Origin of the sequence: Streptomyces sp. ADMS, from assembly GCF_033441795.1 — a bacterium.
Classification (GTDB): Bacteria; Actinomycetota; Actinomycetes; order Streptomycetales; family Streptomycetaceae; genus Streptomyces.
Genome location: NZ_JAVFVX010000058.1, coordinates 34,277 through 49,620 on the forward strand (window position 1 = coordinate 34,277; position 15,344 = coordinate 49,620).

Below are 15,344 nucleotides of genomic sequence, written 5' to 3' on the forward strand. Positions count from 1 at the left end.
GCACGGGGCGAGAGGCGGAGATGTCCTCTCAAGCTGGCCGAGTTCATCCGCAGCACCGTGCCGGTTCGCCGCACACGGTGCTGCGGATCGGGACCCAGCAGCCCTTTTCCTCCAGTTCAGCCCAGTGCGCAGCGATCGAGTGCAGCACGAACCCGGTTGAGTCCCTCCACTCTCCAGTGGCCCCGGTCGGGCATTTGGTCGTCTCGGCGCCAGCGCCAGGCCGAGAACATCGCCCAGTTCAGGGCTCGGCACCGCTGAATCAGGTCGTGGTCAGCCCCCGCATAGTGCTCTCCCACTTCTTCGGGGGCATGGGCGAGGTCGAACTCGACCGGCCCACGGCAGCACGTGGCGAGGTCTACGAAAAGCGGCCCTCTCCTCGTGTTGAGGAGGTTGCCCGGATGCGGCTCGCCGTGCAACAGCTGGTCGCCGGTCTTGTCGATGCTGATCGCGGCGCTCAGCCCACTGAGTGTGTTGCTGAGGAGTTCCCGGTCAGAATCAGGTAGCTCGGGGGACTGCTCCCGGTCGTTCACCTCTCTCAGCGCCGCGGCGACTCGATCGGTGAAATGCGGTGCGTCCAGATCGATCTGGCGCAGGGTGGCATGGTGCCGCCTGAGCACGTCTGCATAGTCGGTCGGCGCGATCTCTGATCCCACAGGTTCGTAGTAGGTCCAGAGCGAGATGGCGAAGGCGTCACGCACATAGACCCGGGGCTCGACCCGAGGATCGAGCTCAGCCACCGGTGCGTCGACGTCGGCGAGACGGTGAGCAACCTCCACTTCGAACTCGGAACCAGCCAGATGCCCCGAAGGGGCGACCCGAGCGAGAACATCGCAAGGGACCAGTCGCAGCGCGACGCGGTCCGAGTTGTGGATGACGATGGCATCGTCGACCTGAAGGCCCAGCTCCGAAGCGGTTGCCCGTCCTGCCGCAACTGCTCGGCGGAGTTCTAACGGCTCCATACCGTTCTCCCTCATCGTTGAGTACGCATACACGTCTGGGGACAACAGCGACGCCCCCGACGTCTTCGTGAACATCATTCGGAGCCCAGACCCGGACCCGGCGATAAGCATCGCAAAGCAGGACCTGCACAGGCCGTGGGATTTTTTGTCCGCGGACGGAACGTGGGAGCTTCTGCTCCAGCGGGCCCAGGCCGGTGCCGACGCGGCAGATGAGATCGACTGGGACATCTCGGTCGACTCCACCATCGTCCGCGCTCACCAACATGCGCCCGGCGCCCGCACGCAGACGCCTTTGGGTTCGTGCGCCGAGGAAAATGACACGCACCATGGGAATCCGGCACTGACACGATGTTGGAGCGGTGCGCAAAGCCGCAGGTCACAAGAGCTGACGCTGAATCAGGTAATGGGAACCTACAGGTCCATGGCAGAGGGGAAATGCGCTCGACGCAGCGCAGGACGACCGATGAACTTGCCTTATGACGACACCTCAGGATGAGCTTCTTCCCGGTACGCGGCGGGCGTTGCTGCATCGGATCGCTGTTGCCCAGAGCGAAGGGCGGGCGCCGTCGTTGGTCGCGGCGGTGGTTCGGGGCGGGGAGACGGTGTGGACGGGGGCGAGGAGCTCGGTGGACGGCCATGCGCCCGATGCGAACGTCCAGTACCGGATCGGCTCGATCACCAAGACCTTCACCGCCGTACTGGTGATGCGGCTGCGCGACGAAGGGCTTCTCGATCTCGTCGATCCGCTGGAGAAGCATCTGTCGGGTACCGGTGCGGGGGAGGCAACCATCGCCGAACTGCTTGCGCACACCGGCGGGCTGGCGGCCGAGTCACCCGCGCCCTGGTGGGAGCGGACACCTGGAACGCTGCGGCCCGAGTTGGCCGACGTGCTCGGGGAACGGCCGTTCCTGCATCCCGTGGGTCGGCGTCACCACTATTCGAATCCTGGCTACAGCGTCCTCGGTGCGCTGGTCGAGGAGTTGCGCGGTGCTTCGTGGGAGGACGTGCTGCGGAGTGAGGTGCTCGACCCCCTGGGTCTGGAGCGGACCAGCGGGAAGCCGCAGGCACCGCACGCGGGCGGCTGGGCGGTCCATCCCTGGGCCGACGTTCTGCTGCCGGAGCCGACCGAGGACCTCGGGCGGATGGCGCCGGCCGGTCAACTCTGGTCCACCTCAGGAGATTTGGCGCGCTTCGCCGTTTTCCTCGCCAGGGGAGACGACCGGGTGCTGAGCGCGGCATCCGTCGCGGAGATGAGTACGCCGGCTGCTCCGCCCGAGCCGGAAGATCTGGCCGCAGGTTCGGCGTACGGCCTCGGTATGCAGGTGCAGTACCGGGATGGGCGGATGCTGGTGGGACACGGCGGATCGCTGCCCGGTTTCCTGGCGAGCCTCACCATCAGCGGGGCGGATGACCTCGCGGCTGTCGTCCTTGCCAACTGCACCTCCGGCCCGCCGGTGTCGGCGGTTGCCGCCGACCTCGTAAGGATCGTCGCGGAGGCAGAGCCGCGGATCCCCGAGCCGTGGCGCCCGCTGCCCGACGTCGACAGGTCCGTACTGGAGTTGACGGGGCAGTGGTATTGGGGGACCGCGCCTTACGCGCTGCGGCTGTCGGCCGATGGGGGCATCTCACTGGGCCCCTTGACCGGCGGCGGACGCCGTTCGCGCTTCAGGGCTAACGGTGACGGCACCTGGACGGGCCTCGACGGTTACTTCGCCGGAGAGCTTCTGCGGGCCGTACGGCGGCCGAACGGAGCGGTGGACCACCTGGACCTCGGGTCGTTCGTCTTCGTGCGTCAGCCGTACGACGAGGAGGCTTCTGTGCCGGGTGGGGTGGATCCGGAAGGGTGGCGCGGGATCGGATAGGCGGCAGCCCGAGGGGAAGCGTCATGTTTCACGTGAAACATGACGCTTCTTCTGTGAAAAGCGGACTGGTGCGCGACCGCATCGCCGACTGACGGGATCGGCCACCGGGTTGTTCAGAGCTCGAGCTTGAAGCCCACATGCGAAGGCGTGAAACCGAGCCGCTGGTAGAAACGGCGGGCGTCTGTACGGGTCACGTCCGAGGTCAGCTGAACCAGGTGGCAGTGCTCGCGGCGTGACGCGTCGATCGCCCACTCGATGAGTTGCGTGCCCAGGCCGCTGCCGCGTTCGTCGGCGTGGACGCGTACGCCTTCGATGATCGACCGGGTCGCGCCCCTGCGGGACAGGCCGGGAACGATCGTGAGCTGGAGCGTGCCGACCACGTGACCCTCGCGGACCGCGACGACCAGGTGCTGGTTCGGGTCGGCGGCCAGGCGGTTCAGCGCGGTCAAGTACGGTGTCAGGTCGTCCGGTGTTTCGCGCTGCACGCCCAGCGGGTCGTCGGCGAGCAGGCCCACGATCGCTGAAACGTCCTCCGTCGTCGCGGGCCGCACCTCAAGATCTCCCATGCCCGCAGCCTATGCGGGCAGGCTCCCCGACTCCACGACCCGAACCGGCGGCCACCGCCGGGTTCCTGGCCGCCTTGTCGTGGGCCTCTCGAAGCGCGGTGTAGGTGGTGGGACGTGCCTCTCGCCTCTTCGGGGAGGCCTGAGCGCGTGGTGCCCTCGAGGGCCTTCTCGTGTCGGCCTGTGCGCCCGGTGTCACGGTCGGCGCGGCTGGTGTCTCAGTCCTCGGAGCCAAGGTCACCGGAGGTATGCCGGGCAGCGGGCAGTGAGCGATGCCCCGGGCCGGCCGGGCGGTCAGGCCGCCGCCGTGCCCGCTCACAGCCGATGTGTACAACTCGCACCGCAGGCCCTCAGCATGCGGCCACTGTCAGCGGTGCGAACCGCCGCGTCCAGTCACCCGGCAACTCGGAGATCCCGTGTGTCATCACCGCGTTGAGGCTCAGTGGTGCCAGCCCGCGCTGCTTCACCCACGCCAGCAGTTCCTTGTGGCGTACGTCGATGTCCGTACGCAGCGGGCGGTCTGTGTGGGCGGCGAGGGAGGCGAGGAGTGCCTTCGCCGACTCCGTGTCGCGGGCGATCAGCGGACCGACGACATGGGTGTCCATGTTGGGCCAGGCCGCCGCGTATCCGATGATCCGGCCGCTCTCCTCGGCGACGCGCAGATGGTCGGCGAAGGCGGGCAACCGGGTGATGATGTGAGTGCGGTCGGCACCGAACACCTCCTCGTCGAGTCGGATGATGCCGGCGAGATCCGCGGCCGTGGCGGCGCGCGTGGTGACCTCGGGCCCCGGCCCTTGGGGTGTGAAGCGCCCGCTCACCATCTCGGCCTCGCCGGTGACCTTGAAACCGAGTTCTTCGTAGAGAGGGCGGCCGTTCGGGGTCGCGTGCAGTGTCAACGGTGTGGTGGCCATTGCGGCGACCACGTGTTGCATCAGTCGCCGCCCAACGCCCTGACGGGCATGCCGCTCGGCGACCAACACCATGCCGATGGCACCCAACTCGGGGTTTCCGTATGGTCCGTATTCGGTGACGACACATGCGGTGACCAGACCGCCGCCCGGATCGTCGATGCCGTACCCGTTCCCGGCCGTCAGCAGAAGACCCCACTTGTGCTCCTCGCGGGGCCAACCCCGGTCTTCGGACAAGTCGGCGCAGGCGGTGAGATCGCGATGTGTCAGACGGCGGATGGGCAGATCAGCGGGTGAAGGAGTCGGCACGCAGGTCAGGTTGTCCGACCGGCGCCCCTGACGTCCACCTGATTGCGGTCGGACGCCTGCTCTTTTGGGCAGGTCGTGCTCGTCCGTACAGCGCGTGGGCAGATGTTTCACGTGAAACGCCGGGCATCGGCCATCGGGGGACAGGCCCTAGTCTCGGCACACGTGACGCGACTGCATCTCTTCGATCTCGATGGAACGCTGCTGCACGGCTCGGCTGCCCCAGTCGAGATATCCCGGCAACTGGGGCTCGACCGCGAGATAGCCGAGTTGGAGCGGGACTTCGTGACCAGACGTGTCGAACCCGCCGAGTATGCCAGGCGCGTGCACCTCCTCTGGGCGGAGCTGACCGAGGCTCATGTCGACGCGGCCTTCACGGGAGCGCCCTGGCTACGGAGGATCAGGGAGACCTGGGCGGAAATCAGGGACCGAGGGGAGTACTGCGCCGTCGTCTCCCTCTCGCCCTCGTTTTTCGTCGAACGGCTGACGGTGTGGGGTGCGCACGCGGCGCACGGCTCGCGCTTTCCCTCGGTGCCTTTCGCGGAGCCGCTGGACCCCACCGGAATCCTGACACCCGCGGCCAAGGTGGAGATTGCGGACCAACTCTGCGGGCAGTTCGGCCTGACCCGCGCCGACTGTGTCGCGTACGGCGATTCGCTCTCCGACGCGGAGCTCTTCGGGGTAGTACCGGTCTCTGTCGCTGTCAACGCTGACCGTCATCTGGCGGACCTCGCGACCCACACCTACGCGGGGCGGGATTTGTGGGATGCCTATGAATTGGTGCGTGGCGCCCGGTAATTGAAGGAATTGATGGTTCGCCCCTTGCTCTTTCGCGGTGAAGAAGGGCGGCACTTGTATGCGCGGCGACGGCCGGTATGGTCGACTCCGGTTCTTGTCGGCGCCGGGGTGCGTATCCCGCACTTGCGGCAAGAGCAGGGCAATGCAGCCTAACGGGATGGAAAGATCGAAGACTCGCATTTCCGGTTACACGGTGGAGGTGTCCGTCCACGGTGGGACGCTGCGGTGAGGGTACTGCGGTCAATGTCACACTCTGGCCCTACTTGTCCGTACAGGGTCGTCATCCGGGTTGAATATGGCCGCATTGGACAAGGGCCGAACGGGGAAATGTAAGCAGTCAGCGAGGGAACGCGGGCATATTCCGGCCAAGGAAGCGCGCAGACCGACCGAAAGATGTTCGAGGCGAGGCAGACCATGGACGCTCCGACCACCGCGTCGGCCGACAACGGCACTTCCGGCGGCAGCGGCGGGGGCGGCTGGTTCAAGCCGCGCAAGCAGCCGGAGGCGCCTCCGGGCGGCGGGCAGGGGGCGACGGAAGGCAGCCGACTGGCCGCGCTGCGTCCTGTGGGCCGGCCCGCTGCGGGCGGCGCCGCGAACTCCTCGCCGGACAACGGTGCCCGTCCGGCTGTGACCGAGCCGCCGCCGGAACAAGAACGAATACCCGCGCCGTTGAGGTCTGAGCCACCGGCGCCCCCTCCGCTTCCCGCGTCCTTGCCTCCCCTGCCCCCCGCTCCCGCGTCGCCGCTTCCCGCGCCTTTCGCTCCCGCGCCTTCGGCAAGCGGTGCCCCGAAGCCTCCACCATTCGCTCCGGGGGCCCGTGTTTCCGATATGTCGGCTCCCGCACCCGAGCCCGCTCCCCTCGCAGAAACCGCTCCTCCGCCGCCACCGATCGCGGCCACCACCGCCAATGCTCCCCGCACACTTGCGGCGCCGCACTCAGACTCGCGCGTGCCCGTGCAACGGTCCGCCCCGCCCTCCGAGCCCTTCCAGGAGGCATCCCGGGACGCAGTGCTCATCCGGCGGACCATGGTCGAGGTAGGTCCTGTCGCCGACAAGGCCACCTCGTACTTCTACGCGCTCCTCTTCGTTCGTCATCCCGAACTGCGTTCACTGTTCCCGGCCGCGATGGATACCCAGCGGGACCGGCTCCTCAAGGCTCTGCTCACCGCCGCCGAGCACATCGACAACACCGAGGTCCTCGTCGCGTATCTGAAGAACCTCGGCCGTGGCCACCGCAAGTACGGCACGCGGCCCGAGCACTACCCGGCCGTCGGCGAGTGCCTCATCGGCTCGCTGAGCCGGTACGCCGGCGCGATCTGGGACCAGGAGACCGAGGCGGCCTGGGTACGGGCGTACACGACGATGTCGCAGGTGATGATCGACGCGGCGTCCGTCGACGAACTGCGCGCCCCGGCCTGGTGGCACGGGGAGGTGGTTGCGCACGACCTCAGGACCCCGGACATCGCCGTCATCACCGTCCGGCCCGACCAGCCTTACCCGTTCCTGGCCGGGCAGTACACGAGTCTGGAGACGCCATGGTGGCCGCGCATCTGGCGGCACTACTCCTTCGCCTCGGCACCCCGCTCCGACGGGCTGTTGTCGTTCCACGTGAAGGCGGTGCCCGCAGGCTGGGTCTCCAATGCCCTGGTCCACCGTGCCCGGCCCGGCGACATCGTCCGGCTGGGCCCGCCCGCCGGCACGATGACGGTCGACCACACCACCGACAGCGGCCTCCTCTGCCTGGGCGGGGGAACCGGTATCGCCCCCATAAAGGCACTGGTCGAGGATGTCGCCGAACACGGTGACCGGCGGCGGGTCGAGGTGTTCTACGGCGCCCGTACAGATGTCGACCTGTACGACATCGACACCATGCTGCGACTCCAGCAGAGCCACCCCTGGCTCGCAGTGCGTGCTGTCATCGACCAGCAGGCGCATGTCCAGCTCCCCGACGCCGTACGGGAGTACGGGCCGTGGTACGAGTACGACGCCTATCTGTCGGGCCCGCCCGGCATGATCCGCAGCGGGGTGGACGCGCTGCGGCGCGCCGGGTTTCCCGCTGAGCGGATCCGCCACGACTCGGTGGAGGAACTGGTCGTCAGCGGGAGCTGATCCGGCCTGCGCGCTGTCAGCCCAGGTCGGGCGCGTGCATCGCTCGTACGCCCTCGATGTTCCCGTCCAGGTAGTGGCGCAGGGACAGCGGTACGAGGTGAACGGAGGCGATCCCGACCCGGGTGAAGGGGATACGGACGATCTCGTACTCGCCCCAGGGCTGGTCGACTTCGGGACCGTGTCGCAGCGAGGGGTTCATGGACTCCAGACGGCAGACGAAAAAGTGCTGCACCTTCACGCCTGTTGCACCGCCGTCCGCGCCGATGTGCTCGACGGTGTCCACGAAGCAGGGCACCACGTCGGTGATCTTGGCGCCCAGCTCTTCGTGTACTTCACGGTGCAGGGCGTCGACGACGGTCGTGTCGTCCGGTTCGACCCCCCCACCCGGGGTGAGCCAGTAGGGATCGACCCCCGGCTTGGTCCGCTTGATGAGGATCAGGTCGTTGCCATCGAGCAGGATGGCGCGTGCGGTGCGCTTGACCACGGGTCGGACGGTCATGGGAGAAATGTGGCCCGGCTGGTTCCACGTGAAACATTTCGGCCCCCCGCGAGGCGCTCCCGACGAAGCGAAAGCCTTGGACCGCATGAGCTGAAATGCCTGTTTCACGTGAAACATCGCAGAGGTTCGCAGAAGATTGCAGAGTTTGTGGGGGGCTCAGTCCCAGTTCTCGGCTGCGCGCAAGAGCCACTCGTGCGCTCGCGCGATGTGCGGCATCGCCAGGGTGCCGGTGCGGACCACCAGGAAGTACGTCCGCAACGGGGGCACCGCCGGATCGAGCAGAGTGATCACCTCTCCACGTTCCAGGGCGGGCGCGCACAGATACCGGGGCAGTACCGCCAGCCCCGCACCCGCGGCCGCGCAGGCCAGTACCGCGCGCAGGTCGGGCACGATGACGGTGCCCGAGGCGGCCGGGCGGGAGTCGAAGACGGAGGCCCAGTAGCGGGCGACAAGGGGCAGCGACTCGTGGACCTCCACCACGGGGAGGTTCTCCAGGACGGACGCTCCCTTGTGGCGCAGTTTCCCGGGGCCGAAGTGGGTGGCCCAGCGCGGAGCGGCGACCAGGACGTGTTCCTCGTCGCAGAGTGCCGTCGCCGTGAGGAGGGACCCGCGCGGACGGGCCGTACTGATGGCCAGATCGTGATGCCCGGCGGACAGCCCTTCCAGGGCTTCCTCGGCGTTGCCGAAAGAGACACGCAGTGCGAAGGCCTGGCCATCGTCTCCGGTCAGTTCAGTGGGCGCGGGGAGTGCGCGTTCCGCGGTGAACTCCGGCGGCCCGGCAAGGTGCAGCGTGCGTATGGAGGAGTCCTCGTCGAGGCCGGTCTCCGTGATCTCCACGAGCGCGTCGAGATGCGGCGCGGTCTTGTGTGCGAGCTCGTCGCCAATGGTCGTGGGGGTCACGCCACGGGCCTGACGCAGGAACAGAGGGCGCCCCAGGTGCCTCTCCAGGGTGCGGGATCTGAGAGGTGACGGCAGGCTGCGAGAGGCCGAGCAGAGCGGCGGCACGAGTGAAGGAGCCGGCTCGGTGGACGGTCACGAAGGTGCGCAGTAAGGCCAGATCCATGGCACACCCTCCCCTGCTCTGTCCTTCCTCCGGTCCTCAGGCCGTGCTCAACTATAAATAAGTCGATAGACCTCTGTCGCTACGGTGATTGGACACTGACAGAGAGTCAACTAACCTTGGTCGGGCGGTTCTTCGCGCGGAACCGGGGCGGCCCGAGCCACGAGGGGGGAGGCTCGGACCGCCGTTGTGGGGAGCGGGGCGACTCACCGCTCCCGCGTCGACCGGTCAGTCCGCCGACTCATCGAGTGCCCGCAGCACATCGGCCACCAGGTCCCCCGGGTCTTCGGCGCCTACCGAGAAGCGAATGAAGCCCTCCGGCACAGCGTCCCCGCCCCACCGGCCGCGCCGCTCAGCCGTGGACCGCACCCCGCCGAAGCTCGTCGCGTCGTCCACGAGCCGCAGCGCGCCGAGAAAACGGTCGGCACGCGCACGCGTGGGCAGCGCGAAGGAAACCACACATCCATAGCGCCGCATCTGCTGCGAAGCGACCTTGTACGAGGGGTCCTCGGGCAGCCCCGGATAACGCAACCCGCTCACCTCGGGCCGCTTGCGCAGGGCCTCCGCGAGAATCAGTGCGCTCGTGTCCTGCCGGTCGACACGCAAGGGGAGCGTGGCGATCGACCGGTGCGCGAGCCAGGCCTCCATGGGCCCGGGAATCGCCCCCGCGATCTTGCGCCACCGCCGCACTGCGGCCATCGCGGAGACGTCCGCACCAGTGACGTAACCGAGCAGCACATCGCCGTGCCCGGTGAGCTGCTTGGTTCCGCTGGCCACGGAGAAGTCGGCACCGAGCTCCAGCGGGCGCTGGCCGAGCGGTGTCGCCAGGGTGTTGTCGACGGCCACGAGACAGCCACGCATGTGTGCCGCCTCGGCGAGCCGTCGTACGTCACACACGTCGAGGCCCGGGTTCGAGGGTGTCTCCATCCACAGCAGACGCGCGCCGTCGAGGACGGCGAGCTGAGCGTCTCCGCCAGTCGGAGCGGTGCGTACCTCGATGCCGTACGCCTCCAGTTGGGCCCGCACCAGGGGCAGCGCCTGGTAACCGTCGCCGGGCATGACGACGGTGTCCCCGGTGCGCAGCTGGGAGAAGAGCACCGCAGAGACGGCGGCCATGCCGGAGGCGAAGACAAGCGTCTCCACGCCGTCCTGCTCAGGCGCCTCCAGTTCGCCGATGGCGCGCTCCAGCAGGGTCCAGGTGGGGTTCTCGTCGCGCCCGTAGGTGTACGGACCGGTGGGGAGGCCCGGCAGGTGGTAGTGCGCCGCGAACACCGGACCGGGGAGGGCCGGTTCGTGCTTGACCGGCTCGGGCAGCCCCGCCCGTACCGCCCGCGTGCCGTCGCCCATGCCCGAGTTCGCGTGTACGCCCGAAGCCTCGTACGCAGCCGAGTCACTCATGCCGCCCGTCCTTCCGTTTCCGCCTGTACCGCGGCGAGCAGGCCCACGTTCGCCGCCTCCACCATCTCAAGGCACTCCTCGAAGCCGCTCATACCTCCGTAGTACGGGTCCGGGACGTCGAGCTCAGCGCCCGCGGCCGGATCGTAGGAGCGCAGCAGACGCACCTTCTGTGCGTCCTCCTCGGTGGGCGCCAGGCGGCGCAGGGCCTTCAGGTGGCCTGCGTCGAGGGCGATCACGAGGTCGAGGCGGGCGAACCACGCGGCCCGGAACCGGCGGGCCGCATGATCGCTGTCGTAGCCGGCTGCCTCCAGCACGGAGACGGTGCGCGGGTCGGCGCCGTCGCCCTCGTGCCAGCCGCCCGTCCCGGCACTGTCGACCTCGATCAGGCCGGCCAGCCCGGTCTCCTCCACGCGCGCGCGGAAGACGGACTCCGCCATCGGAGAGCGGCATATGTTGCCGGTGCAGACGAAACAGACGCGGTAGCGCATCGGGCGTCCTCAGTCCTCGTCGGGCAGGACGATGTGCAGCGCCCAGGAGACGACCGAGATGATCAGGCCGCCCAGAACGGCCGTCCAGAAGCCGTCGACATGGAAGCTCAGGTCGAACTTGTCGGCCAGCCAGGAGGTGAGCAGCAGCATCAGGGCGTTGACCACCAGGGTGATCAGGCCCAGCGTGAGGATGAACAGCGGAAAGGTGAGCACCTGCACCAGCGGCTTGACCAGGAAGTTCACCAGGCCGAACAGCAGCGCGACGACAAGCAGGGTGCCGATCTTCTTGCCCGTGCTGTCACCGGTCAGGGTGATCTTGTCCAGCACCCACACGGCCACGCCGAGAGCGCCCGCGTTGGCGATCGTCTTGACTACGAAATTCTTCATGTGTCTGATCGTGGCAGACGAGATCGGTTACGAGCGTGGGCGAGGGCGATGAAGGCATTCCGGTTGGATGAACTGGAGGCGGAACGTGCCGCCAACGACGGTGCCTACCTGCAGTTTCTGCGCGAACGGAACATGTCGGTCGGCCTGTACGCGCTGAACGCCGGCGAGCACGACCCGCAGCAGCCGCACAGCCAGGACGAGGTGTACTTCGTGGTGAGCGGGCGCGCCGCGATCACGGTCGGCATGGAGACAACGCAGGTGGCGCGCGGCAGCGTCGTGTACGTGCCGGCCGGAGTGGCCCACAAGTTCCACCACATCAGCGAGGATCTGCGGGTCATGGTGGTCTTCTCTCCACCCGAGAGCTGACCCGCTGTCTCGGGGTTCCCTAAGGGATCGATCAGGGGAGGACAAGGGCTGCGAGGCCCCGCCAGGCCTCCCTCCGGCCCTAGCATCGAAGGCGGAACATCGAATGTCCCGGCACGAGCGAGGGCACAGGGCCCTGGCGGATGCGACGGGCGGAGAAGTAAGGAATGGGCGATGCGAGAGATCTTCGCGGGAATGCCGTGGTGGGTGAAGTGGGTCGCGGTGCCGGTCATCGCCCTCGTCGTGTTCGGCGGGCTGATAGCGACCGTCGTCGGCTTCGTCATCGGCCTGCTCTTCAAGGCGCTGGTCTTCGTCGCCCTGGTCGGCGGACTCATCTACGTCGTACGGAAGTTCATGACGGGTTCGGCGTCGCGCAGCGACTGGTGAGCGCCGAGGGGCGACCGGGGCACGGGAACCGGTGGGCGGGACGGCGCGGGCGCCGGTAACAGGAACTACCGGTTCCCTCGGGGGAGGGAAGTTTTCCGTACGGGCCGTCTGTGCGCGGTGACAGGCGGTTAGAGTCCGGAATTCGACGCGGGGACGGCCCCCGCGGACGGCGTCCCCCTCCTCCCGTGTCTCTCCGCACGGGCAGCCCCCCGCCTTCGAGAGAGACCCTCGCCATGGTCGACACCGCACCCGCGGAGCCACAGGCTCCACCCGTACAACGTGGGCCCGAGCAGCGGACCCCGCCCTCCCCGGGGGTTCGCGTCCGGCCCACCGAGAGACCCGCCCACGTGCCGCCCGCCGAACCGCACCCCACGGCGACCCTCATCGGTTCCGTACAGAGGGCGATGCGTCTGCTGGAGTCCGTTGCCGCTCACGAGCACGGTGCTCCCGCCAAGCAGTTGGCTCGCGAGACCGGGCTCGCCCTTCCGACCGCCTACCACCTGCTGCGGACGCTCGTCTTCGAGGGCTATCTGCGGCGCGAGAAAGGGCTGTTCTTCCTCGGGGAGGCGGCCGAGCAACTGGGTAGCAGCGGAGCGCGGCAAAAACGTCGCAGCACGGTGGTGGACGCACTCGCACACTGGCGGGACACCATCGGCGTACCCGTGTACTACGCGGTGTATCGCGACGGCGAGATCGAGGTCATGTGCGTCTCCGACACGCCTGGCAACCCGGCGGTCGAGGAATGGGCGGATTTCCGTGAGACCGGGCACGCGCACGCCATCGGACAGTGTCTGCTCTCACAGTTGGACGAGGAGGGCCGGCGCGACCATCTCGACCGTCACCCCGTACAGACGGTCACCCCCTACACGGTGCGTGACAGTCATGCGCTGCTGCGCCGCCTCGACCGGATGAGGCGAATGGAACTGGTCGTGGAGCGGCAGGAGTACGCGCTGGGCACCGTCTGTGCGGCGATTCCGATCACGCTCGGCTCCACGGCTGCCACATTGGCCATTTCTCTTCCTTCCCACCAGGCCGATCGACTGCTAGTTGCGGCACAGCAACTGCAAACAGAGGTCGGAAGACTGCTTGGCTCGCTCGCGATCTCTATCAGTATCTGAAAACTCACTCCTTGTGATTCAACGTGTACTTTAAGCAAGATGCGAGCAGTATCAGAGGGATGATTCCAGGCCAGTCCACGGCAACTGACGGGGTTAGGCGATGCGCGAGTCGGTGCAGGCAGAAGTCATGATGAGCTTTCTTGTCTCGGAGGAGCTCTCCTTCCGCATTCCGGTGGAGCTGCGCTACGAGACCTTTGATCCCTATGCCGTCCGGCTGACCTTCCATTTGCCCGGTGACGCCCCTGTGACCTGGGCCTTCGGCCGCGAGCTGCTGATCGACGGTGTAGGGCGGCCGTGCGGGGAAGGGGATGTGCGGATCTCACCCGCAGACACCGATGTCCTGGGCGAGGTACTGATCCGGCTTCAGGTCGGTGGCGACCAGGCGTTGTTCCGCTCTGGTGCGGCGCCGTTGGTGGCGTTTCTCGACCGCACGGACAAGCTTGTACCGCTGGGGCAGGAGCGTTCCCTCGCCGACTTCGACGCCCACCTCGACGAGGCGCTGGACCGCATTCTGGCGGAGGAACAGAGCGCCGGCTGAACGCATTCGCGACGGAACTCCAGGCGTTGGTGTAACGCTTCTCCTCCTTGGCGGGAGGAGAAGCACACAGCCGTACCTCGCTTGCAGCCGCAACCTCGCGCACATCCGTCCTGCGTGTGCAGATGCGGAGCCGGCGCTGAACTTCCGTCAGTGCTTGCGGCGACGGCCCTTCCCGGCGCGGGCCGGGGCCGGCTGGGCCGTCGGCCCTGCCCCTGTTTTCGCGCCAGTGCCTGATGTGGGCCCTGCTCCTGCTGCCGCTCCTACGGTCAGCGGTTCCATGCCCGGGCGGTCGGCCGAGACCATCAGGGCCGCCAGGAGCGTGGTCACGGGCACGGACGCGACCAGGCCGATCGAGCCGACCAGGGTCCGTACGATCTCCTCCGCGACGAGTTCGCTGTTGGCGACCGTCCCGACGCTGCTCTGCGCGATCGAGAAGAGCAGCAGCAGCGGCAACGCGGCGCCGGCGTAGGCGAGGACGAGGGTGTTGACGACGGACGCGATGTGGTCGCGGCCGATGCGGATGCCGGCCCGGTACAGCCCGCGCCAACCCATCGTCGGGTTGGCCTCGTGGAGTTCCCAGACTGCCGATGTCTGCGTCACCGTCACGTCGTCGAGGACGCCGAGCGAGCCGATGATGACGCCTGCGAGCAGCAGGCCGCTCATGTCGATGGACGGATACAGGCCATGGATGAGGCCTGTGTTGTCGTCCGTGTTGCCGGTCAGCGCGGCCCAGCCGATGAACAGCGAGCCGAGGACGCCGATCAGCACCAGGGAGATCAGCGTGCCGAGCACCGCCACAGACGTACGGGCAGAGAGGCCGTGGCACATGTAGAGGGCGATCAGCATGATGGCGCTGGCTCCGACCACCGCCACGACCAGCGGATTCGAGCCCTGGAGGATCGCCGGCAGGATGAAGAAGGTCAGGATCATGAAGCTGACGGCCAGTGCGACCAGCGCCATCACACCGCGCATACGTCCGACGGCCACGACGGCGAGTGCGAAGATGCCGGCCAGCAGGGCCATGGGGAACCTGCGGTTCACGTCGGTGACCGAGTACTGGAGGTCCCTCGGCGCGGAGGGCTCGTAGGCCACCACGACCTTCTCGCCCTCGTGCAACTGCCGTGACTGATCGGGCTGGACGATCTCCGTGAACGTACGGCCCTTGTCGCCGCCGGTGTCGACCCGGATCGTCGCTCTCTTGCAGTCGCCGGTCGCCTGCTGCTGTGCCGAGGAGCCCTCGGCGGTGGACGTGTCGCCGGTCGGGGTGCCCCCCGAGGCGTTGACGGACTCGCAGTCCACCGCGATGACCTTGGTGACCGTGGCTTCCTGCGTCTGCCGGTCGAAGCCGACGCCGGTGCGTTCGTGGCCCGGGGCACCCCCGGGCCACAGCACTGCCAGCCCGATCACGACCGCCGTGGCGAAGGGGATCAGAATCGCCCCGATGATCTTGCGAAGGTGGATGGAGACAGGGGCGGCCGGGCCATGACTGTGACTGTGGCCGTGCGAGTTACCGGGGTTGTCGTCGGGTCCATGGGCGTCATTGGGTCCGTGCCCGCCGCCCTGCCCGTCACCTGGTCCGTGGCCGTACTCGCCGCCAGAAC

The 15,344-nt window shown here is 67.9% G+C and carries 15 protein-coding genes and 2 pseudogenes; 8 read left to right on the top strand and 9 right to left on the bottom strand.

Annotated features, from left to right (window positions below; translation table 11 throughout):
- Nucleotides 1-116: 116 nt before the first annotated feature.
- Nucleotides 117-959, bottom strand: a complete 843-nt coding sequence (locus RB628_RS24195) for a phosphotransferase (protein ID WP_318322619.1) — start codon at nt 957-959, stop codon at nt 117-119.
- A 127-nt stretch (nt 960-1,086) separates the two neighbouring features.
- Between RB628_RS24195 and RB628_RS24200 the strand changes: the two are divergent.
- Nucleotides 1,087-1,239 (top strand): annotated as a pseudogene (locus RB628_RS24200) (IS5/IS1182 family transposase); the annotation flags it as partial.
- A gap of 196 nt (nt 1,240-1,435) precedes the next feature.
- The gene (locus RB628_RS24205; RefSeq protein WP_318322620.1) at nt 1,436-2,821 is read left to right on the top strand and encodes a serine hydrolase domain-containing protein; all 1,386 of its coding nucleotides are present in this window, start codon (nt 1,436-1,438) and stop codon (nt 2,819-2,821) included.
- A 113-nt stretch (nt 2,822-2,934) separates the two neighbouring features.
- Here the strand turns inward: RB628_RS24205 and RB628_RS24210 are convergent, their stop codons facing one another.
- Both RB628_RS24210 and RB628_RS24215 read right to left on the bottom strand, forming a co-directional pair.
- Complete coding sequence (locus tag RB628_RS24210) at nt 2,935-3,387, bottom strand: GNAT family N-acetyltransferase (protein WP_318322621.1); 453 nt, start codon at nt 3,385-3,387, stop codon at nt 2,935-2,937.
- Between the two features lie 347 nt (nt 3,388-3,734).
- Complete coding sequence (locus RB628_RS24215; RefSeq protein ID WP_318322622.1) at nt 3,735-4,601, bottom strand: GNAT family N-acetyltransferase; 867 nt, start codon at nt 4,599-4,601, stop codon at nt 3,735-3,737.
- 162 nt (nt 4,602-4,763) lie between these two features.
- Between RB628_RS24215 and RB628_RS24220 the strand changes: the two genes are divergently transcribed.
- Both RB628_RS24220 and RB628_RS24225 read left to right on the top strand, forming a co-directional pair.
- Nucleotides 4,764-5,396, top strand: a complete 633-nt coding sequence (locus RB628_RS24220; protein WP_318322623.1) for an HAD family hydrolase — start codon at nt 4,764-4,766, stop codon at nt 5,394-5,396.
- Between the two features lie 393 nt (nt 5,397-5,789).
- On the top strand, nt 5,790-7,505 hold the full coding sequence (locus RB628_RS24225; protein WP_412180715.1) for a globin domain-containing protein: 1,716 nt from the start codon (nt 5,790-5,792) through the stop codon (nt 7,503-7,505).
- Nucleotides 7,506-7,521: 16 nt separating this feature from the next.
- Here RB628_RS24225 and RB628_RS24230 read toward each other — a convergent pair whose 3' ends face one another.
- The 5 genes and pseudogenes from RB628_RS24230 to RB628_RS24250 all read right to left on the bottom strand — a co-directional run bounded on the left by RB628_RS24230 (nt 7,522) and on the right by RB628_RS24250 (nt 11,337).
- The gene (locus RB628_RS24230) at nt 7,522-8,004 is read right to left on the bottom strand and encodes an NUDIX hydrolase (RefSeq protein ID WP_318322625.1); all 483 of its coding nucleotides are present in this window, start codon (nt 8,002-8,004) and stop codon (nt 7,522-7,524) included.
- A 156-nt stretch (nt 8,005-8,160) separates the two neighbouring features.
- A pseudogene (locus RB628_RS24235) lies at nt 8,161-9,067 on the bottom strand (LysR family transcriptional regulator).
- A gap of 225 nt (nt 9,068-9,292) precedes the next feature.
- Nucleotides 9,293-10,462, bottom strand: a complete 1,170-nt coding sequence (locus tag RB628_RS24240; RefSeq protein WP_318322626.1) for a cystathionine gamma-lyase — start codon at nt 10,460-10,462, stop codon at nt 9,293-9,295.
- The gene (locus RB628_RS24245) at nt 10,459-10,950 is read right to left on the bottom strand and encodes a low molecular weight protein-tyrosine-phosphatase (RefSeq protein WP_318322627.1); all 492 of its coding nucleotides are present in this window, start codon (nt 10,948-10,950) and stop codon (nt 10,459-10,461) included. Before RB628_RS24245 ends, RB628_RS24240 begins: the two co-directional genes overlap by 4 nt.
- Before the next feature lie 9 nt (nt 10,951-10,959).
- Nucleotides 10,960-11,337 carry a phage holin family protein gene (locus RB628_RS24250; RefSeq protein WP_318322628.1) on the bottom strand — a complete coding sequence of 126 codons (378 nt, stop codon included), beginning with the start codon at nt 11,335-11,337 and terminating at the stop codon, nt 10,960-10,962.
- 48 nt (nt 11,338-11,385) lie between these two features.
- Here RB628_RS24250 and RB628_RS24255 point away from each other — a divergent pair, with 48 nt between their 5' ends.
- From RB628_RS24255 to RB628_RS24270, 4 genes are all read left to right on the top strand, one after another.
- On the top strand, nt 11,386-11,703 hold the full coding sequence (locus RB628_RS24255) for a cupin domain-containing protein (RefSeq protein ID WP_318322629.1): 318 nt from the start codon (nt 11,386-11,388) through the stop codon (nt 11,701-11,703).
- 171 nt (nt 11,704-11,874) lie between these two features.
- Complete coding sequence (locus tag RB628_RS24260) at nt 11,875-12,087, top strand: DUF5326 family protein (protein ID WP_318322630.1); 213 nt, start codon at nt 11,875-11,877, stop codon at nt 12,085-12,087.
- Nucleotides 12,088-12,320: 233 nt separating this feature from the next.
- Entirely contained in the window at nt 12,321-13,205 is an 885-nt protein-coding gene (locus RB628_RS24265) for an IclR family transcriptional regulator (protein WP_318322631.1), read from the top strand.
- Between the two features lie 100 nt (nt 13,206-13,305).
- Nucleotides 13,306-13,743: an SsgA family sporulation/cell division regulator gene (locus RB628_RS24270; RefSeq protein ID WP_318322632.1), complete on the top strand. Its 438-nt coding sequence runs from the start codon at nt 13,306-13,308 to the stop codon at nt 13,741-13,743.
- A 147-nt stretch (nt 13,744-13,890) separates the two neighbouring features.
- Here RB628_RS24270 and RB628_RS24275 read toward each other — a convergent pair.
- On the bottom strand, nt 13,891-15,344 hold a 1,454-nt coding region (locus tag RB628_RS24275; RefSeq protein ID WP_318322633.1), incomplete at its 5' end, for a YibE/F family protein.

Coding starts and splice junctions, on each gene's coding strand:
- RB628_RS24195 (WP_318322619.1), bottom strand. CDS start 959: ATGGAGCCGTTAGAACTCCGCCGAGCAGTTGCGGCAGGACGGGCAACC.
- RB628_RS24205 (WP_318322620.1), top strand. CDS start 1,436: ATGACGACACCTCAGGATGAGCTTCTTCCCGGTACGCGGCGGGCGTTG.
- RB628_RS24210 (WP_318322621.1), bottom strand. CDS start 3,387: ATGGGAGATCTTGAGGTGCGGCCCGCGACGACGGAGGACGTTTCAGCG.
- RB628_RS24225 (WP_412180715.1), top strand. CDS start 5,790: ATGTTCGAGGCGAGGCAGACCATGGACGCTCCGACCACCGCGTCGGCC.
- RB628_RS24230 (WP_318322625.1), bottom strand. CDS start 8,004: ATGACCGTCCGACCCGTGGTCAAGCGCACCGCACGCGCCATCCTGCTC.
- RB628_RS24240 (WP_318322626.1), bottom strand. CDS start 10,462: ATGAGTGACTCGGCTGCGTACGAGGCTTCGGGCGTACACGCGAACTCG.
- RB628_RS24245 (WP_318322627.1), bottom strand. CDS start 10,950: ATGCGCTACCGCGTCTGTTTCGTCTGCACCGGCAACATATGCCGCTCT.
- RB628_RS24250 (WP_318322628.1), bottom strand. CDS start 11,337: ATGAAGAATTTCGTAGTCAAGACGATCGCCAACGCGGGCGCTCTCGGC.
- RB628_RS24255 (WP_318322629.1), top strand. CDS start 11,386: ATGAAGGCATTCCGGTTGGATGAACTGGAGGCGGAACGTGCCGCCAAC.
- RB628_RS24260 (WP_318322630.1), top strand. CDS start 11,875: ATGCGAGAGATCTTCGCGGGAATGCCGTGGTGGGTGAAGTGGGTCGCG.
- RB628_RS24265 (WP_318322631.1), top strand. CDS start 12,321: ATGGTCGACACCGCACCCGCGGAGCCACAGGCTCCACCCGTACAACGT.
- RB628_RS24270 (WP_318322632.1), top strand. CDS start 13,306: ATGCGCGAGTCGGTGCAGGCAGAAGTCATGATGAGCTTTCTTGTCTCG.